Genomic DNA, 16,974 nt, shown 5'->3' with positions numbered 1-16,974 from the left:
TGATATTTTTTCTTGACTTTATCAAATTGATGGTCGTGTAAGTGACCCATCATTCTTAAATGTTGATCAATCTACGAAGCAGGCATCACCAGTTTTATAAATATTTTTGATAGGGCTAAATAATAAACTCAAATATTAAACCCGAAAACTGGTTTACAGAAATTATCCTCGAAGAATTACCTGTTGATACTAGGTCTTTAATTACACTTTCTGAAGGGTGCGCATCCCGATTTCCAATTCCATAATTAATGAAATTATAGCTAGATACTGGTATGCTTGCATGTAATAATTTGTCGCTATTGTTTTTGGAACCATGGTGAGGTATCTGAAAGAGCCAGAAATCATTCCAATAATGTTGATACTTATTTAAAAACTCATCCACCTGGTTCTTTGTTAATAAGAAAGTGTCTGAAGTAAGTAGGACATTGGGATAAAAGAAATGACCTTTATCTAACATTTCTCGATAATGTTTATAATATCCATTTACACCATTCCAAATTGTTTCTAATCTTAGGGAATTGGGTGTGAACTTTTGAACTTGCCTGATGTTTTCGTGATAGAAATCACAATAGTAATGGTATCCTTTATAGTCAATTTGAAGAAAGTCAAATATTCCCTTTAAATTCCTATGCAGCAAACAAAGAGCAGTTGTATTCAAATCATCTATTTTAATTTTCCTTTTCGTTATCAAGGCAACATTTTTTGCAGCATCCTTAAAGATGGCTTTTACAGCGGTGCCCGAACTCATTCCCTTAACCTTTTCAATTGTTGCCTTCAACTTTACACTCAACGGAAGGGAATTATCTATTGCGAACTTTTCATTAAATAGAGTTTTAACTTCTTTAAAAAAAGCATCCTCGTTATCACCAACTGCTCTTTTGTAAAAAAGAAATTCCATTAATTTGTGTATGCCAAAAGAGCCTTTGAGTTTACCCTTATTTGTATCTTTTACTTTATAAACTTCTCCTTTAGTTGGAGATGAAGTAGAAATCAAACTTCCTAAATCGACAGTTTCTTTGGCAGAACGATCGAAATCGAATAAAAATCTTGTTTCATTATTCGAACCTTCATCGTTTTTCCCTGGATCATCACTTACAGGAGGAATAGGCGTATTTGGATTATTCTCTATGAAGTAAATTTCAGAATCGCCATCTAAATTATTATTAATAGTACCAATAGGATCTATAATAAACCGCAATGCAAAATCGTCCTCTTTTTTAAATCCATTTGAATGACTAATATGTCTGGCAATAAGGAAAAGCCTTTCCTCAAAAGTTATAAAGGGCATTACTAACCTTTTTATTTTAATATCATTCTGTAGTAGTAATCCTATGTATTTAACATGATCAGAGTCGAAATGAGAAATAACTAAAAGATCAAGTGTCTTCTGTGTTAAGTAATCAGAGTCTCTGTATAATGAAACTTCTTCTTGGCAGGCTTTTGCTGTGTTACTTCCGCAATCAACAACCATTCTAAACTTGACCTGGTTGTCATGATTGATATTACAACTGTAAAATAATCCTTGGCCCACTGGATGAATTGTGAACCTTTGATGAAATGGTCGCATTGTTAGTTTTGATTTGTAAATTTATTGGGTAAGTATTTTTATCTGATCGCAGATGTCTTTAACTGCATCTATTCCTTGATTGAGATTTGTAGATGGGATTCTTGCAAAACCTGTATCCCTAAAATCATTGGTTATGAGAATTTCAAATTTGGCAATGACCCTTCTAGCTAAATCAAATTGTTCTACCCCTGACGTGTCGTATAATCTATAGTTAGGTGTAAATTCCGCTGATATTGACTCCCGTATTCCGGGACAAACTGACCCCACCCTTGATAGTTAGCTGAGGTATTGTAAGACAAAGAGCGGTGGGTTGCTATTCGAATTTAAATAGGATATTGTTTTTCGGGTTGTTTTTTCCTCCTAAGTGATTCCCCTTTCAGGCTTATGCGATGTGCGCTGGCTTGCTGTCAATCTGCCAGCCGGACCTGAAATATGCCTCCCTTTATTAACGAGCTTCGACCTTGCTCAGCAAAACAGGTTGGTAAAATTGGGTAGCTTATAAGGTTTGGCGGCTTGTGTTCGTGCGAAATTTCAGTGCTTAATACTGTCAACCCAGCACTAAAGTTAAATTGAAAAACTGTACTTGAATTTAAGTACTTCACCCCCCCCCCCGTGAAGCAAAACCGCTGCTGCAGCTGGGGTGCTTGTCCACCGTGTCAGCAAAAGATTTTCAGTATTGAGTTTAAATATATTTTCCGTGTTATGTTGTGTTGTTGTATATTTTTTTATTTCCAGAGGGGAGGAGATTTATTTTTAATTCAATTTCGTCAGGGAGGTAAAGGTGCAAGCTCATTTGCAAGCTTTGGTCTTTGCTTGGGCTTGTGCGGCTTGCAAATGTGCTTAAACCTGTGGGTTTGATTATTCTTATAATGACATTTTTACTCCATTCCTTTTTAACCAATCTTCATGTTCACGATAGTTGGGCATTTTCTTGTCTAGTTCATTCCAGAATTCAGGTGAATGATTGGGATGTTTTAAATGAACCATTTCGTGAGTAATGATATAGTCCAGTACCGAAACCGGAGCCATAATACATTTCCAATGAAAGTTTAATCCATTTTTGGGTGTCCAGGATGCCCAACGGTTTTGAAGTTCCAAAACCTTTATCGCTGTTGGTTTCGTTTGAAATTTATCTTCTATCAATTTAAGGCGTTCCTCGATTTTTTGAAGACCCTTTGCACGATAGAAGTCTTTAAAAACCTTTTCCGCTTTTGGTAAATACTTTTTGTCAAGATGAAAAAAGCCACCTGAAATTTTCAATGGCACATCTTGGTTCTCGGTTATCTGCAAACGGTAGTTTCTGCCCAAATAAAGAAAGGATTGCCCACTAACAAATTCACGTTTTACCTTACCCTGATTCAATTCTTTCCATTTGGCCAGTTTCTGAAAAATTTGATACTCTTTTGCTTTTACAGCTGCTTCAATTTTTTCGTCACCGGCAGTAATGGGAGCAAGCACTTTTACTGAACCATTTCGTTCAATGAAAATGCTCACCGTTTTTCTTCTTGCGGTTTTTTCAATGTTAATATTGATGCTGTCTAACTTCATCTCAATTCTGCTTCACGGTTTTTAGCCAACTTCAAGAGTTCTGTTGTCAATTCTGCTGCTTTGACAGCCAATCCGTTAATTCGTGAATAATAAATTTCGTCTTCTATTCGCCCCGAAATCAAACGCTGCTCTGCCGGTTTATCCCAGAAATTATTAATCTGTGCTGTTTCTTTCAGAATTAGTATCAGCGTATGTGACAATTCTTTTGTTTTCTCAATCTCTTTTTCATCTTCTATTGGAAGTGTAGATTTCAGGATTTCATAGAAAGGTGCTTCTACAACTGAGATGCCTTCAGTTTCAACTTTTCTACCTTCTGCCATTTCTTCCCGCAATCCTTCAAGCTGCTTTACTATTTCTTCCCAATTCTCACGGTAAGAATTTAATATCGTTTCAAGGCGGTCTTTGAAGCGACTGTAAAGTGTTGGATCTTTTTCAAGATTTACTTTGATGTGCCAACGAATGGCATGTTCCATTTCGGATGCTTTCGATTTTGGCGTTTTGTTCAGATAATCAACTTTTGATTTAAACTCATCTGAAAGGATTGAAACCTGCTGCACCTTGGTGTCTATGCCTAAAGAATATAAATGCTTGTCAATAAGCTGTCGGACTTTTTGTGAAGCCCACTTCAAGTCCATGGTGTCGTCTTTGTAGCGGTCTTTAATTCTCCAAAGTAAATAACCCAAGCGTTTGGCAATTACCCAATATTCGCCTCCTGCCTGCGTATTGAAAAGCAAATCCAAGCTATCAAAGAAGCTTTTTGAATAGGTCAGTAATTCGGCTCTGAATTTTATATTCCTGGCTTGCTCTATACAACTTTCAGCAAATTCAAACTCAGCTGCTGTATCTGTAAACTTCTGATTCAGGAAGTTTTCAATGTCGTTCAGGTTGTTTTCAGTGAACAGATTCAAAACCCTTTTGTAACGGGCTTCCAATACAGGTATTTCTTTGTTGATGTCTCTGAATACATTCAGGAAATGCTGTGCTTTCTCTTTGTCCTTGTCTGTATAAATTCCTAAGGCTTGTTGCAAGTGTTTGGTAATGCCGATATAGTCAACAATAAGTCCGAAAGTTTTTCCCTTTTTGGTTCTGTTTACCCTTGTTATGGCTTGGAACAAATCATGTTCTTTCATGATTTTGTCCAGATACATTACTTGCTCAATAGGAGCATCAAACCCAGTCAATAATCGGTCGCAAACGCATAAAATGCCAATGCCTGATTCCGGCTTTTTATATTGTCCGCCTTCTTCCTGCGAATAGTCAAAGTCTTTCTTGAAGTTGTTTACTGCATCCCAATCTTTGGCTTCACTTCTTGCCTTGCTTATATAGCCGGGTTCATTATTTCCCATGCCTGAAACAACAGCAGCTATTTTTAGAAATTCCAGTTGCTTAATTCGTTCATCATCTCTTTCGCCATCAGGCAGGTCTTTCAATTGAGCAATTTTCTCTTTGATTGCGGTTTCCAGTTCATACTTGTATCGAACGGCTGCCACAATACTTGATGCTACCACTTGTGCTTTAAAGCCATTGATTAAAATATCAGTGTAATAGTGTTCTACTATGTCTCTGGCTATTTCGGCTATCCGGTCTTTACTTTCCAGATAGGCAATGAATGAACCGTAACGTCTTTGAATTTCTTCTTTTTCTTCCTGTGTTCGCTTTTGAAACAGGTCCTCAAACTCGGCATCAAAAAGTTCTTTGTCGTCTATTTTATCGTTTGAAACCTTTCCGATATACTTGATTTCAACGGTGGCTTTGTCAGCCACGGCTTTATCAAATTTATAGCTGTCAATCCAAGGCTCACCGTATTCATCCAGTTTGCCCCCAAATCGTTCATGCGTTTTTATTTCGTGTCGTTCGGTAAGTAAAGGTGTTCCTGTAAAACCGATTCGCACGGCTTGCGGAAAGGCATTGAATAAATTATCGCCCATATCTCCGCCTTGTGTTCGATGGGCTTCGTCCACCATGAGCAAAATGCGGTCGCTGCTGTTGATGATTTCAAATTTTTCAAACTTAGGAACCACTCCGGCATCAATTAACGATTGTGCCGATACATTGTTGTCTGCCAAAAACTTGTGAATCATTACCAGATTTAAGTTTCCGGTATCATCATCCAATTCATTCAAATCGGCTTTGCTGTCAATGATGGACAATGATTCATTGGCATATTTCATGGTTTCGGCTAACTGTTCTTCCAAATCAACACGGTCAACAATAGAAATAATTTTTAGGTCTTTTAAATCATCACTGCTGCGGAGCTTTCGGATAAGGAATACCATGGTCAAGCTTTTGCCACTGCCCTGTGTATGCCAAACCACTCCACCTTTTTCTTTGGGGTTTGTTCCTTCGCGCAAATTGCGGATGATTTTGCCAACAGCCCGGTATTGATTGTAGCGGGCAACAATTTTCACTTCCACGCCCTTTTTAATTTCCATAAAGAGTGTGTAGTGTTTCAGTATGTCAACCAATATTTCTTTGTTGAGCATGCCGCAAATCATTACTTCCTGCCTTTCTTCATCAGGTGGAAAAGCAACGGTTTTGTATTCTTCTGGAAAAATGTCCACCCAATTGTTATAAAAATCAAAATCAGCGCTGATGGTTCCAACACGGGCTTCATGTCCGTGTGTGATGATGCTGAATAAATTGTAGTGAAAAAGCCGTTCTTCGCCTTCTTTTACTCCGTAATCATCTTCTCTTGTATTGGCATAGCGGGTAACCTGCAAAAATGCTTCACTCAATGGTTCAGCGACATCAAAATCTTTGGCCTCAACAACAACTAAAGGCAAGCCATTCAGGAACAAAACAATGTCGGGTATAATGCCCTGGCGGCTGGCACCCGGAGTGAGCAAACGAAACTGATTGATTGCAATAAAGCTGTTCTTTTCATAATTTCTGAAATCTACCAAACGAACTGTGGGGTTTACCTCACCTGTTAATTCGTTTTTATTCACCGTTGTTCCTTTAATCAATAAACGGTGAATTTCTTTGTTGGCTTCATGAAGGGTTTTGCCCGAAAAGCTTTGAATTTCTGTAAGCAATTCTACCAGTTGCCTGTCAGTGAGCCATTCTCTGCCATCTGCTGTTTTGTTGATGGACTTTACGGTGTCTTTAAATACCTGTGGCAGTAACACCTGCTTAAAATGTTCCCTTAAACTTTTAGCCGGATCTTGCGGAACACCAATGCCTTGGTCTATCACTTGCCATCCTAACTGGCGAAGTTTGTCCAAAAAAGGTTTTTCTACATTGATATATTCTGCCATAATTATGGTCGGTTATTTGTTAGGTAGGCCTGCTCCGGGTGATTTATCATTTCAGGATGCAGGTACTTCAATTTTTTTTCTGCAATCAATCCACTTAAGTATTTCCTTTTTACATAACCTTCTCCCTTATTCAGGTATCCTGCAATTTCTATGGCTTTCATAGCTCGGATAGCACACAAATCAAGAATGATATTTTTCACCTTTTCGCTATCGTGTTCCCTTTGGTTGAGTTGCTCTATTCTTTCAAGGATTTCTTTAGGTAGTGTGCTTATCTCATTAGCTGGTGCACTTAAATCCTGAGCTGGTGCACTTATTTTTGTAGCTGGTGCACTTAAATCCTGGGGTGGTGCACTTAATCCATCACCACCCACATAATAGGTTGCCTTTCCTTTCCCTTTGGATTTCAATAAGTTATATGTTTTTAACAATCTTAAGTCGTTGCTCGCTTTAAGGGTGTCACAATCAGCCATTTGGCGGTAGGCAGGATTGTCAATAGCTCCGACTTCTCTCACAAATATTAGGGCCTGTTTTTGGCTGTCAGATAGGTTAAATTTCTCAAATTGTTTAAGCCATTCCAGGTCATTAGCATCGAGAAAATGGTGTAAAAGCAAACGGGACGTAAATTCATTGTTCTCACGGCTCGATTCGAATGTTGGCGGTGCTAAATGTGCTTTTTCCATTAGCCTTCGCATGGCACGAATGCCCGAACCTTTTGTTTCTGCCAAGTTGGTGTCGTGAAAAACTGCTGCGATAAATGGATTCCGGGTTTCGCTGCCTGGTAGCCCTAATTTTTCTTCTGATTTTAATGAAAATCCCGGATTGATAATTTCAATTCGATTATCGTAACGAATAATTTGAGTTGGGCGGTGTTCACGATATGAACGGTGCATTAGCGCATTGACGATTGCTTCTCGAAGTGCTTTCATAGGAAGACCGGTAGTAGCTGCCTGTACATCATCTTCGGGCAATAGAAATCCTTTGGGTAAATCCGCATTGATGGCATCAATTAAACGATATAACACCAAAATGAGTGGACCTCTCATATCGATGGTAGTAAATCGTTCATCAGGGTCCTGCACCCAGGTATTACCTGGCACCCTCACGTAATCCGCACGTAGCATTGGGAATGTGCTGCGTTGTGCTTTAGAGCTACCAAACAATAGCAGTCCCGCAACATTCAGCTCGTTTGGATTCTCTTTATTCACACAACCTAACGCTGCCAACAATTCACTATCGCTGTAAGTAAGCTCTTCAGCAGCAGGATTTACTTTTTCGCGGAGCACCCGATAGCGTTTCAAAGCATTTTCATCTACATCAGCTAAAGTTGTTCCTTTCACAGGGGTTTGGTCGTAGCTGCTGGTGTCCTGGTAAAATACATGCATGTCATCATCGGTGCAGTGTTGGTCGGTGCTGCCTATTCTACGTAATGCACCAGACGGTAGTCCTTTACTTTTAAAATAAAGTGGTTTTTGTTTGGCAGGTAATTCATCTATCCAAATTTTCAGAACAGGTTGCCCGTTAATTTTCTCAATCGTCATTGCCGGCCGGACAGGCATATTAAACATGCTGGCACATTGCGTAGCTATGTCGCTTTGAAGCTTGTCCGGATCAGGCATTGGGTCAACTTTATATTGTGTTGCTGCCGTGGCTGAATCATCTGCACTAATGCTCATTAAAATATAGCCTCCCCCTAAGCCGGGTTCGTTTGAATAAGAGCAAACGGTTTCCATAATGGAAGTGGTAGTATCTCCAATGCCTTTGGCTTCTATCCATGGACATTCGTCAGTATCGTTGAGAATTTCAAATAGTTCCTCTGCGGTGTATTCTACCATAATTAACCTTCTTTAATCGTATTTACATCAAAAACAAAAACGTAATCCTTCGGATAAGCGACAAATTTTGAATTGCTTTCAAAAGTTTCTCCGGAGTCAAAAACGAATAAGTCTTTGACAATGTAAATTTCATTATCGTTTACCAATGCAACTTCAAACTTGTTAGGCTCTGAAATGCCTTTGTTTGTTTCTGCACCTGAAATGATGAATTGGTTGTCCGAAATTACTTTTACTTCCAGATACTTCCATTCACCATTTTCGTTTTTGTATTCTATATCATAATGAAGCTTATCATTTTTGTCTGGTGTGGTTGAATTACCAGATACCCATTTAACATTTTCAATACCATATTTATTTACCAACGTATTATATACCAGTAGTTCTGCCTTTTTCCCCTTTCTTTTTTTTCCTCTTTCAGCATGGCCGGAATGTACCCAGGTGTAATTTGCATTCGCACTTGACGCTTGAATGATTTTACCATTTTTACTGAGCTTTGCATCAATCAATGAACCGACTAATTTTGACGAATCGTTATCGGTATCTTTTTCCCTTTGTTCTTTTTCTCCAAATTCTTCTTTTAAATACTGTTCAATAGTTTCTGCATTTCCTTCGAAATAGAGCAGACTTCTGATTTCTTCGTCCGCAATATCTACTTCTTCAATTCCATATTGCTCCAATAATTTTTCATATTGATTGACAATAACAGTATCGTCATCTAAGTCGTGGTTTAGGTCAGTATTAAAATAAGCTAAGGTTTCCTTTGTCACTATTGCATGATAGTCAAAAGTCAAATTGAATTTATTGCTACTGATGATGTGTTCTAATTTTGATATCAGCTTATTGTTGAAATCATTTAAAATGTGTATGAATGTTTTCTGTTCCTCCGGGTTTTCCTTTAGGTATATCCAAAGCAACTTTTTGAATTTGAATTCGTGACTTTTTATACAATTCAGCAATTCATTTTTACGGTACCAATACAAGCCTTTGGGAGTTATATCATTTACGTTAAGGTTCAATGATTCGCATAAAAGTCTTATGAGTTCAAAGGATGCCCGATTTTCAAAGCTGTCGAAATCTACATTGGTATAACTTTCCGGTATTTGTATTCCCAATCCCGAAAAGACCCTTTGCTTCAATGAATCTAAGTTTTCAATAGGCTCTTGAAGTTGTTTTCCCTTTAAGCTGAATATATTGCTCCAGAAATCTATCTCAACCCGTGAGACACCTAATAAGGCAAAAGATTCTTCAATGATTTCCCTGCTCAAATCCTGACCGGCAAGGTGAATAGTATCTTGTATATCGTTTTTAAGGATTTGCCTAAAATCGTTTTTCAAATCATTTACTTTAAAAATGATGCACATCATTTCTGCAAAAGCATCACAGAACAATGAGTCTTTCCTTAGCCCGTCAACAGATTGAATAAAACTTTCCTTGAAATAAAAAGTATCCTTCTCGTTGATGAATTCCTTATCCTCAATGGCCATTTCAGGGTTTTCTCCAAAGCTGAAAAAACCTTTATTTACAATGCGAATAGTACATTGTTTTAATGTTTTTGCTTCTTTTCTCTTCGTTTCTTGGTCGGTAGTTCTCTTTTTTAAATTGGGCGATTCTAGCCTGTAAGCAAGCAAATAGGGTTTCAGGCTCTCAAATAAATTGTTGAAATCTGTATCGCAGGGGTTGAAATCAAGACTATCCTGATTAATCTTAATCTGAAATTCTTTCAGGCTTTTTACACCAAAATACTTTTCTACATTATCCTCACCAACCCTCTTGGGCAGATTGATGATTGGAATGGTACTGATAATTTTTTTTGGCAAAACCGAATTATCTGAATAATAGATCTGGTTAGCCGGTAGGTATGCCTCCTTATTCCCTGTTTTTGAAAAGAACTGTATGTCATCAGGAACAGGATAGGTCGATTCTTGTTTTGCTAAACTTTCCAAGGCCATTTTGTAAATGGTTTGGGTAGCTTTCCCGCTTTGGTTTTTATCCTTTTCAGGAATCGCCTGTAATATCTGATAAACAGTTTCCGGAGCTAAATCATTAATGGACTCTTTAGCCCCTAATTTTATCAGAATGGATTTTACTTCAGTTCTATTTATTCCAAATTGTCCGAGAAAATCGTAGTCAATTTGAAAATCATCGTTGATTAGTTTGTTCAATTCCTCGCCACCATCTTCCAAAATGTATTTAGTGAAAAGGCTTGCCTTTATAAACTGATACCTGATGTAAGAATGTGTGGGAATGATTGTAGGCCGCCATCTGGTGAAAAACCAATCTACTTTTTCATTGTTTGTTTCTAATTTTTGACGGATTTTTTCATCTTTCAAAGCAAGCAGGATGATATGATTCACAGGTAAACGGCTTATCAAATCCATGTCTATAATCTTTGAAAAATAGGTGCCTTTGGCTAAGCTTCCCCTGTCAAAATCATCGGGATAGTCGGTTCCGTTTTCAAATATGTAATTAAAAAAATCAACTTCTTCCCATCTGTTTGTGATGGTTTTTATTTCTATTCGCGAATACTGATTTACTCCCAACCATAAAAAGAAACTTTCCACTAATGCTGACTCTTCGTTTTCAAAACTCCAAAAATCAACAGCTGCCAAATAATCATTTGGTTTTAAGAAACCATTGTAAATAATCTCTGTCAGTTTTCCGCTTGGATAGGTCTCACTTAGGTATAACAATTCTGCATCCCAAATTTTTCCAGCTTTGGAAACAAGTGGTACTGTTATTTTTAATTTTTCCTGGCGGTTATCTATGTTTTTGAAATTGGCGTAAAGAGCCGCTACCATTTCTTTAACGCAATTGATTTTATCATCTATTGCCTCAATGGATTTTAAGGCATCCTTAGTGCCGGTAATAATTTTATCAATGACATTGTTACTGTCATAAGGTTGAAGGTTAACAACCGATTTGATGCATCGTTGCAACTCCCTTGATTTGGGTTCTTTTTTATCAAAACTTTGTTCAAATTTTGAAACCAGCAAATCATACAATTCCGATTTCATGAAATCAACCTTTACGGAATTCGGAATATTAAAACTCTCTTCTGACCGCAGTACAGGGGTAAAAGCTAAATCGTCTTTTGATATTACCTTGCCTGATTCATTAACTAATAGCGAAAAACGTTCCTGCTCATCATTGAATGAAATGACCTTAGCCAGCTGGGCTATCAGTTCGGCCCGAAGCGGGATGCTTATATCGGTGCCTGATAAGCTGTCCACCTTTTCTACCAAGTATCTGTGGTCGTATAAATCATTGCTGAAAGGATTGGGCATTTCATTATGTAATGGAATACACAATTCCGGCAACACATCAGCAAAATTTTCCTGAAAAAAGCCATTGAACTCATCGTTGTAATAAATGGTATTGTCAATGGAATTGTATGCGTTGCTGATACAGGGATAAATTTTCTCTGTTTGCTTCAGTGACTCTAATTCAGCATAAAAGCTTTCAATTAGTTTTGAATCGGATGCTTTTGAAGTCGGACTGATGAGTTTATAGGCCCTCCAATCCACTTGTTGCTCTGTGAGATAGTTAGCACATTCTTTAAGCAGCTGAACCAATTCCTTTAATATGTACTCATTTTTCCTGGATTCATTCAGGTGGTTGCGGCTGCTGTTTAGTTCAAAAGTGCCATGAATAATACAGGACAGCGATATGCTTAATTGCGTAGGAAAAAAATTGAACAGCTTTTTGTAATTATCTGACAAATCATCCTGAAAGGCTACTTTAAGATTGTAGGACTGCTGTTCGTTTTTGCTTTTGTCCTGATATTCTGGCGGCAATATGTTTTCCCTTGAAAAAACTTTCCATTGTTTATCTTTAATGCTCACCATTTCAAAGCGTTCACCCGGTTCTTTTTTACTGGATAATGTTATTAATTCGGTTCCTTTTTGAATGGTAATTTTTTGAATGTTGTTCAGGAAAAGTAAAATTTCTTCCCGCAATTCAGCCAATTGATGCTCAATGTCTCCTTCAAATTCTTTTCTATAACTAATGGCGATGGTGGTTGTCCACTTTTCTGCGTTAGATGCTTCTGAAATTTTGGGAATAGCTAATACCGGAAAGGGGACGGTTTGCACTGCCAGATTTCTTTCGCTTCTGATTTGCTGTTTTGCTTCTTCACCTAAATTCAGTTGGTTATTAAAAACATCTGCGGCTATTTTTTCTGAAAAAGAAATTTGGCAACCATTGCTGTAAATAACTACTTGTTCCGACCAGTTGAGAATGGAACGAAAGCCCAGGCCTTTGTTGCCGATATAACTGATTTTGGTTTTGGTACTCAGGTTGGCAAGCATTAAGGATTTTATACCACCCGTTTCAAATGGTTCTCCTTGGTTTGAAATACTCAACTTATCTTTATCCTTATCCCAAGTTATCCATACCTCATTTGATCCTGCATCATCGGCATTCTGTAGCAGCTCCAGTAATTGCCTGCCGTTGTATTCTTTGGTTAGTTCCAGCTCACGATTGTAATCGGCAATAAACCTATCCGAATTATCCCTGTAGGTTTTCAGGTTGCTCTCTATGAGTGTTTCTATGTCTTGCTTAAAACTCATGCCGTTATTGCTTCTTTTATTTTCCCTTCGGCTCAGCTCAGGACAGGCACCTGTTTCCTCCCACTCAACAAATCCTCCATCAATCCCCTTTTAAGACTTTGCATTTTCTGCAAGTAGGTTTGCTCTGTTTGGAGTTTTGTATCTATTGCTTTCAGTCGTTCTGTAATTAATTGTTGCTCAGGTTTGCAAGGACAAGGGAACAGGGCACTTTTTAATATGCTATTGTAAAGTCGTTGAATAGTTCCTCCTTCTGTCTTGTATTCCACAATTTGAAAAACCTGATATAGATATTCATTAGAGATTAGATCGCCATTGTTTTCAATCCAAACAATATTGGAATCTTGAAAGTACGCTGGAGTTCCATCGTAAATAATAGTTCGACCAATCGTTCCAGCCGCAGAAATCAAAATATCTCCTTTGTTGGGAAATGAAAATTGCTGCCGATAACTGTCGTAAAGTTCTTTCGATATGTAGGCATCAGGTTGTTTGCCAAATGTGCCGATTTTATAAAATGGAATATCACCTTGGTCGCTGGTCTCGTAATTGAACACTCGTCTGCACATTCTTACTTCACCTACATCACCAAGTTCCTTTTCATCCCACTCCTTCGGTATCATCCTCAACTTACTCTCTTTATACAACTCCGGTGCATCTTCGTAGCGGGGGCGGAGTTTGTTGGTTTTTAGGTCTATGCCACGGGTAAACAAATCCTGCAACATGCCTTGCTTAATGGCTTTGTATTTGGCGATGGCAGCCTGGGTTTTTTCTATCACCGCATCGGCTGTGGAGAGGATTTTGGCGATTTTATTTTCTTCATCTTTTGTTGCCGGAAAATCTATTTCAATTTTTTCAAGTTCTGATTTGTTGAGTTTGCTTCTTGTTCCCGAATTCAAATACTTGGTTATGTCTTTATGAACAAGGGAGTAGAAAATATAATCCTGATTGAATTCTTGTTTTGCTCGAAGAATATGGGCATGATTATTCACCCAACTCTTTCCACTTATTTTGTATGCAATCGGTCTTGTATGATATTCTTCAAAGTTTCCTCCATCTTCAGCAAGAAGAATTAAATCTTCATCAAATATGTATTTATCGATGTACCCTTGGATTCCATTAGCACCATAATAAGGGATATTCCCTTGCATCGTTTGCCGAATTTCATCATTAATTGGCACTCTCAGATTATCGAGAATATCGCAGCACTCTGATATTTTATTTTTCCGCTTTCTACTCATAACCTAACTCTAATAAATAAGCATCAAATAATTTAGTTTCCGTTTCGCGGTCTTTAAGTATGCTTTGCAGTGTTGTGGTGTATTTCTCCCAAACATTTTCCACTGCCTGCAACAATTGGCGTTGGTGGGATTGCAAATAATCATTCACGGTCTGTTGCAAGGTTCGCAGCCAACGTTGCATAATGAGTTCCTTGGCTTCTTCGGAGGTAATGAGCAGGCGTGCCTGGTCCACCAATGCCTGCTTACGGTCTTTTATTTCCTTAATTTTTCGCTTGCACAGTTTCAGTTCTTCTTCCAGTTCGCTGTGTTTGGCTATGCGGCTTTCCAATTCATCAATCTGCGCCTCCAGTCTTTCAACTTCAGCCTTGAGCTTTTCACTTTCAACTTTTAACTGTTCACTAGCCAAAGCACCGGCTTTAATCCGCTTCAGCAGCAACTTATATTCCTTGTCGGCCTCCTTGCGTTCGCCTTTCAGTTCCTTAATGCTGTCTTTGTGTTCTTTCAGTTCCTTGCTTCGCCATACTTCGTAGTCTTCTTCGTTCCACACATCATCCTCCAGTTCGTTTACTTCGTCAAATTGGGCTTGCAGTTCGTCACGCCTTGCTTCGTTGTCTTTTAGTTCCTTCAGCACTTCCGGGAACTGGCTTTGCAAAATTTCATCATCAGGTATCAATTCGGCATTCCATCCGCTGGCAATCACACTTTTAATGTCGTTGGTAATGCTGTTCCAATATGCAGCAAAAGAGCCACGGCTTTTAAAGTCGTCTAAAATGGGAAGTGCATTCAGCTTTTCGGTCAGCGTTCGGGAAAAATCGTGGTACAGGTCAAACACATTGGCTTGTCCTCCGGGTAATTGTTCAATAGCCGGAATTTGCTCCTGCCACCATTCGTCAATTGCCTGGGTGTATTGGGCAAAAGCGGTTTTTATTTCGGGGCTTTCGTCAAACAGTTTTTTAATGTCTTCTTTGTAGGCAAGGGCAACTGTAAATTTCAGGTAATTGGGCTTCAAAGGCTCAAACAGTTTGGCTTCCAAACCTGCATAGCAGTAGAAATAATCGGTTAATGCTTTTACCTCACTTTCAGGAATGCCGCCTTGTAAATGGGCATGCACATCCTGCGGTTCGGGTGGCGGTGCATTGTCCACAAACCTGCGGATATTGAAATTGAAATCTTCATTTTCCAGGTTATTGTGTTCATCAATGGCTTTGCTCTTGGCCACCAATTTGCTGTATTTGGGCGTTTCCTTTTTATGCCGGTAGGTGTAGGCAATTTTTTCCAAATCTTCGGGGCGAAGTTTGTTTTGGTTTTTACCTTCCTTGTATTCACGGTCAGCATTGATAAAAAGTACATGGTCTCTTTCGTGTGCTCCGGCTTTGTTAATTACCAACACACATGCCCCAATGCCTGTTCCGTAAAACAGGGCAGAAGGCAAACCGATGACTGCTTCCAGATAGCCACGGTTTACAAGCCACTCCCGGAATTTCTTTTCCTCACCACCCCGATACAACACACCATGCGGCATCACCACCGCCATGCGTCCGGCATTGTTCAGCGAAGCCACCATGTGCTGCACAAACATGAAATCGGCCTTACTTTTCGTTGGCATCCAAAAGCTGAATCGCTCCTTAAACTTCATGTTTGTGGTGCTGTAATCCAGTGAAAATGGTGGATTGGCTAAAATGATATCAAAGGTTTTCAGTTCTCCATGTTCGGTGTGCAATGGGTTGAGTAAAGTATCCCCATTCAGAATTTTGCTGTCGTAAATGTTGTGGAACAGCATGTTCATTTTACACAAGCCCCAAACGGTTCCGCTTTTCTCTTGTCCATATAGCGTGATGTTCCTTGCCGAACCGAATCTGTTTTCTACATAATTCTTACATTCAATTAGCATGCCGCCACTGCCCACAGTCGGGTCATATATTTCAGCATTTTCTCCAGGTTCCAGAATGTTTACCAGCAGTTTTACTATTTCGTTGGGTGTATAGAATTCTCCGGCCTTCTTTCCGGCACTGTCGGCAAAATGTTTGATAAGATATTCATAGGCAGCACCCATCAGGTCGGGGAACTCCAGGTTGTCATCCCGTAAATTCATTCGGTTGAAATGCTGAATGAGTTTACGCAAATCTTCATCGCTGATTTGCTTGTTGTTCTTGCCAAATGTTTTGTTGAAGTTGATGTTGTCCTGGTTGAAAACACCATCCAGTTTGTCCAGGTTAGCTTCCTGCAAGGCGGCTAAAGCCTTGTTGAGATGGTCGCCAATTTCTTCGGTTAAGTCCTTAATGAAATTATGGCGCTGTACGTTGCCCTCGCTGTCAATATAGGTTTCCGGGTCGCCTTCCAATCCTTTCCACCTTGCAGCAAGGGGAACAAAGAAATCATATTCCGGTGCGTTTTGTCTTTCAAGTTCACCATAAAGAATTTCAGGGTCACTTACACCACGTACATCTGTCAATGATTTCTTTCTTCTGTCTCGGTGAACTTCAAACTGGTCGTTTACCCGTTTCAGAAATAACATCGAAATTATGTATTCCTTGTATTCTGATGCGTCCATGTTACCTCTCAAGATGTCACATGCATCAAAAAGGAAATTTTCCAATCGGGGAAGTGAAATTTTATTTGCCATTTAAATATTGTCAAATAATTATTTGTGAATAACGTGATTTCTGTCGGTGCATAAGCAAAAATAGGTTCTTTTGCAAGTTGGGGTTGCGAAAAGGTTTGTCCGGCTTATAAATGTTCAGTTTGTTGGACTGCAACAAATTGAATTAGAAAAATATGCTGTAGGGAAATGCTTATGTATTCCCGAATACCATTAAAAGAAAAATCAACCTTTGAGTAATGTGGCAAAATAGAAGCGTAGTCAATGAGTGCCTGGCTAGCCGGTTGGCATATCGCTCTACTCGCTGTCCTTATATCGTTTTTAAAACACACCGTGGCGGAGTTTGTCCGATGAAGCGTTGGAACAAG

Annotated in this window: 7 protein-coding genes; all 7 read right to left on the bottom strand. The window is 38.9% G+C overall.

Features of this window, described 5'->3' with window-relative positions:
- Positions 1-115 precede the first annotated feature (115 nt).
- The 7 genes from KJS94_RS10485 to KJS94_RS10455 all read right to left on the bottom strand — a co-directional run bounded on the left by KJS94_RS10485 (position 116) and on the right by KJS94_RS10455 (position 16,630).
- The gene (locus tag KJS94_RS10485; protein ID WP_214447278.1) at positions 116-1,567 is read right to left on the bottom strand and encodes a ComEC/Rec2 family competence protein; all 1,452 of its coding nucleotides are present in this window, start codon (positions 1,565-1,567) and stop codon (positions 116-118) included.
- 864 nt (positions 1,568-2,431) lie between these two features.
- A complete protein-coding gene (locus KJS94_RS10480; RefSeq protein ID WP_214447279.1) occupies positions 2,432-3,115 on the bottom strand; it encodes a M48 family metallopeptidase in 684 nt (227 codons plus the stop codon).
- A complete protein-coding gene (locus KJS94_RS10475) occupies positions 3,112-6,372 on the bottom strand; it encodes a type I restriction endonuclease subunit R (protein WP_214447280.1) in 3,261 nt (1,086 codons plus the stop codon). Before KJS94_RS10475 ends, KJS94_RS10480 begins: the two co-directional genes overlap by 4 nt.
- A 2-nt stretch (positions 6,373-6,374) precedes the next feature.
- Complete coding sequence (locus KJS94_RS10470; RefSeq protein WP_214447281.1) at positions 6,375-8,204, bottom strand: DUF8451 domain-containing protein; 1,830 nt, start codon at positions 8,202-8,204, stop codon at positions 6,375-6,377.
- A 2-nt stretch (positions 8,205-8,206) separates the two neighbouring features.
- Complete coding sequence (locus tag KJS94_RS10465) at positions 8,207-12,772, bottom strand: sacsin N-terminal ATP-binding-like domain-containing protein (RefSeq protein WP_214447282.1); 4,566 nt, start codon at positions 12,770-12,772, stop codon at positions 8,207-8,209.
- Between the two features lie 32 nt (positions 12,773-12,804).
- Entirely contained in the window at positions 12,805-14,007 is a 1,203-nt protein-coding gene (locus KJS94_RS10460) for a restriction endonuclease subunit S (protein WP_214447283.1), read from the bottom strand.
- Complete coding sequence (locus tag KJS94_RS10455; protein WP_256449988.1) at positions 14,000-16,630, bottom strand: type I restriction-modification system subunit M; 2,631 nt, start codon at positions 16,628-16,630, stop codon at positions 14,000-14,002. The genes KJS94_RS10460 and KJS94_RS10455 overlap by 8 nt, the downstream gene beginning before the upstream one ends.
- Positions 16,631-16,974: the final 344 nt, after the last annotated feature.

Origin of the sequence: Flavihumibacter rivuli, from assembly GCF_018595685.2 — a bacterium.
Lineage (GTDB): Bacteria > Bacteroidota > Bacteroidia > Chitinophagales > Chitinophagaceae > Flavihumibacter > Flavihumibacter rivuli.
The sequence above is the reverse complement of the archived record's forward strand: the minus strand, read 5'-3'. Positions and strand labels throughout refer to the sequence as shown.

Bases quoted from the DNA above. Each gene is read 5' to 3' on its own strand.
- KJS94_RS10480 (WP_214447279.1), bottom strand. From the start codon at position 3,115: ATGAAGTTAGACAGCATCAATATTAACATTGAAAAAACCGCAAGAAGA.
- KJS94_RS10455 (WP_256449988.1), bottom strand. From the start codon at position 16,630: ATGGCAAATAAAATTTCACTTCCCCGATTGGAAAATTTCCTTTTTGAT.
- KJS94_RS10460 (WP_214447283.1), bottom strand. From the start codon at position 14,007: ATGAGTAGAAAGCGGAAAAATAAAATATCAGAGTGCTGCGATATTCTC.
- KJS94_RS10485 (WP_214447278.1), bottom strand. From the start codon at position 1,567: ATGCGACCATTTCATCAAAGGTTCACAATTCATCCAGTGGGCCAAGGA.
- KJS94_RS10470 (WP_214447281.1), bottom strand. From the start codon at position 8,204: ATGGTAGAATACACCGCAGAGGAACTATTTGAAATTCTCAACGATACT.
- KJS94_RS10475 (WP_214447280.1), bottom strand. From the start codon at position 6,372: ATGGCAGAATATATCAATGTAGAAAAACCTTTTTTGGACAAACTTCGC.
- KJS94_RS10465 (WP_214447282.1), bottom strand. From the start codon at position 12,772: ATGAGTTTTAAGCAAGACATAGAAACACTCATAGAGAGCAACCTGAAA.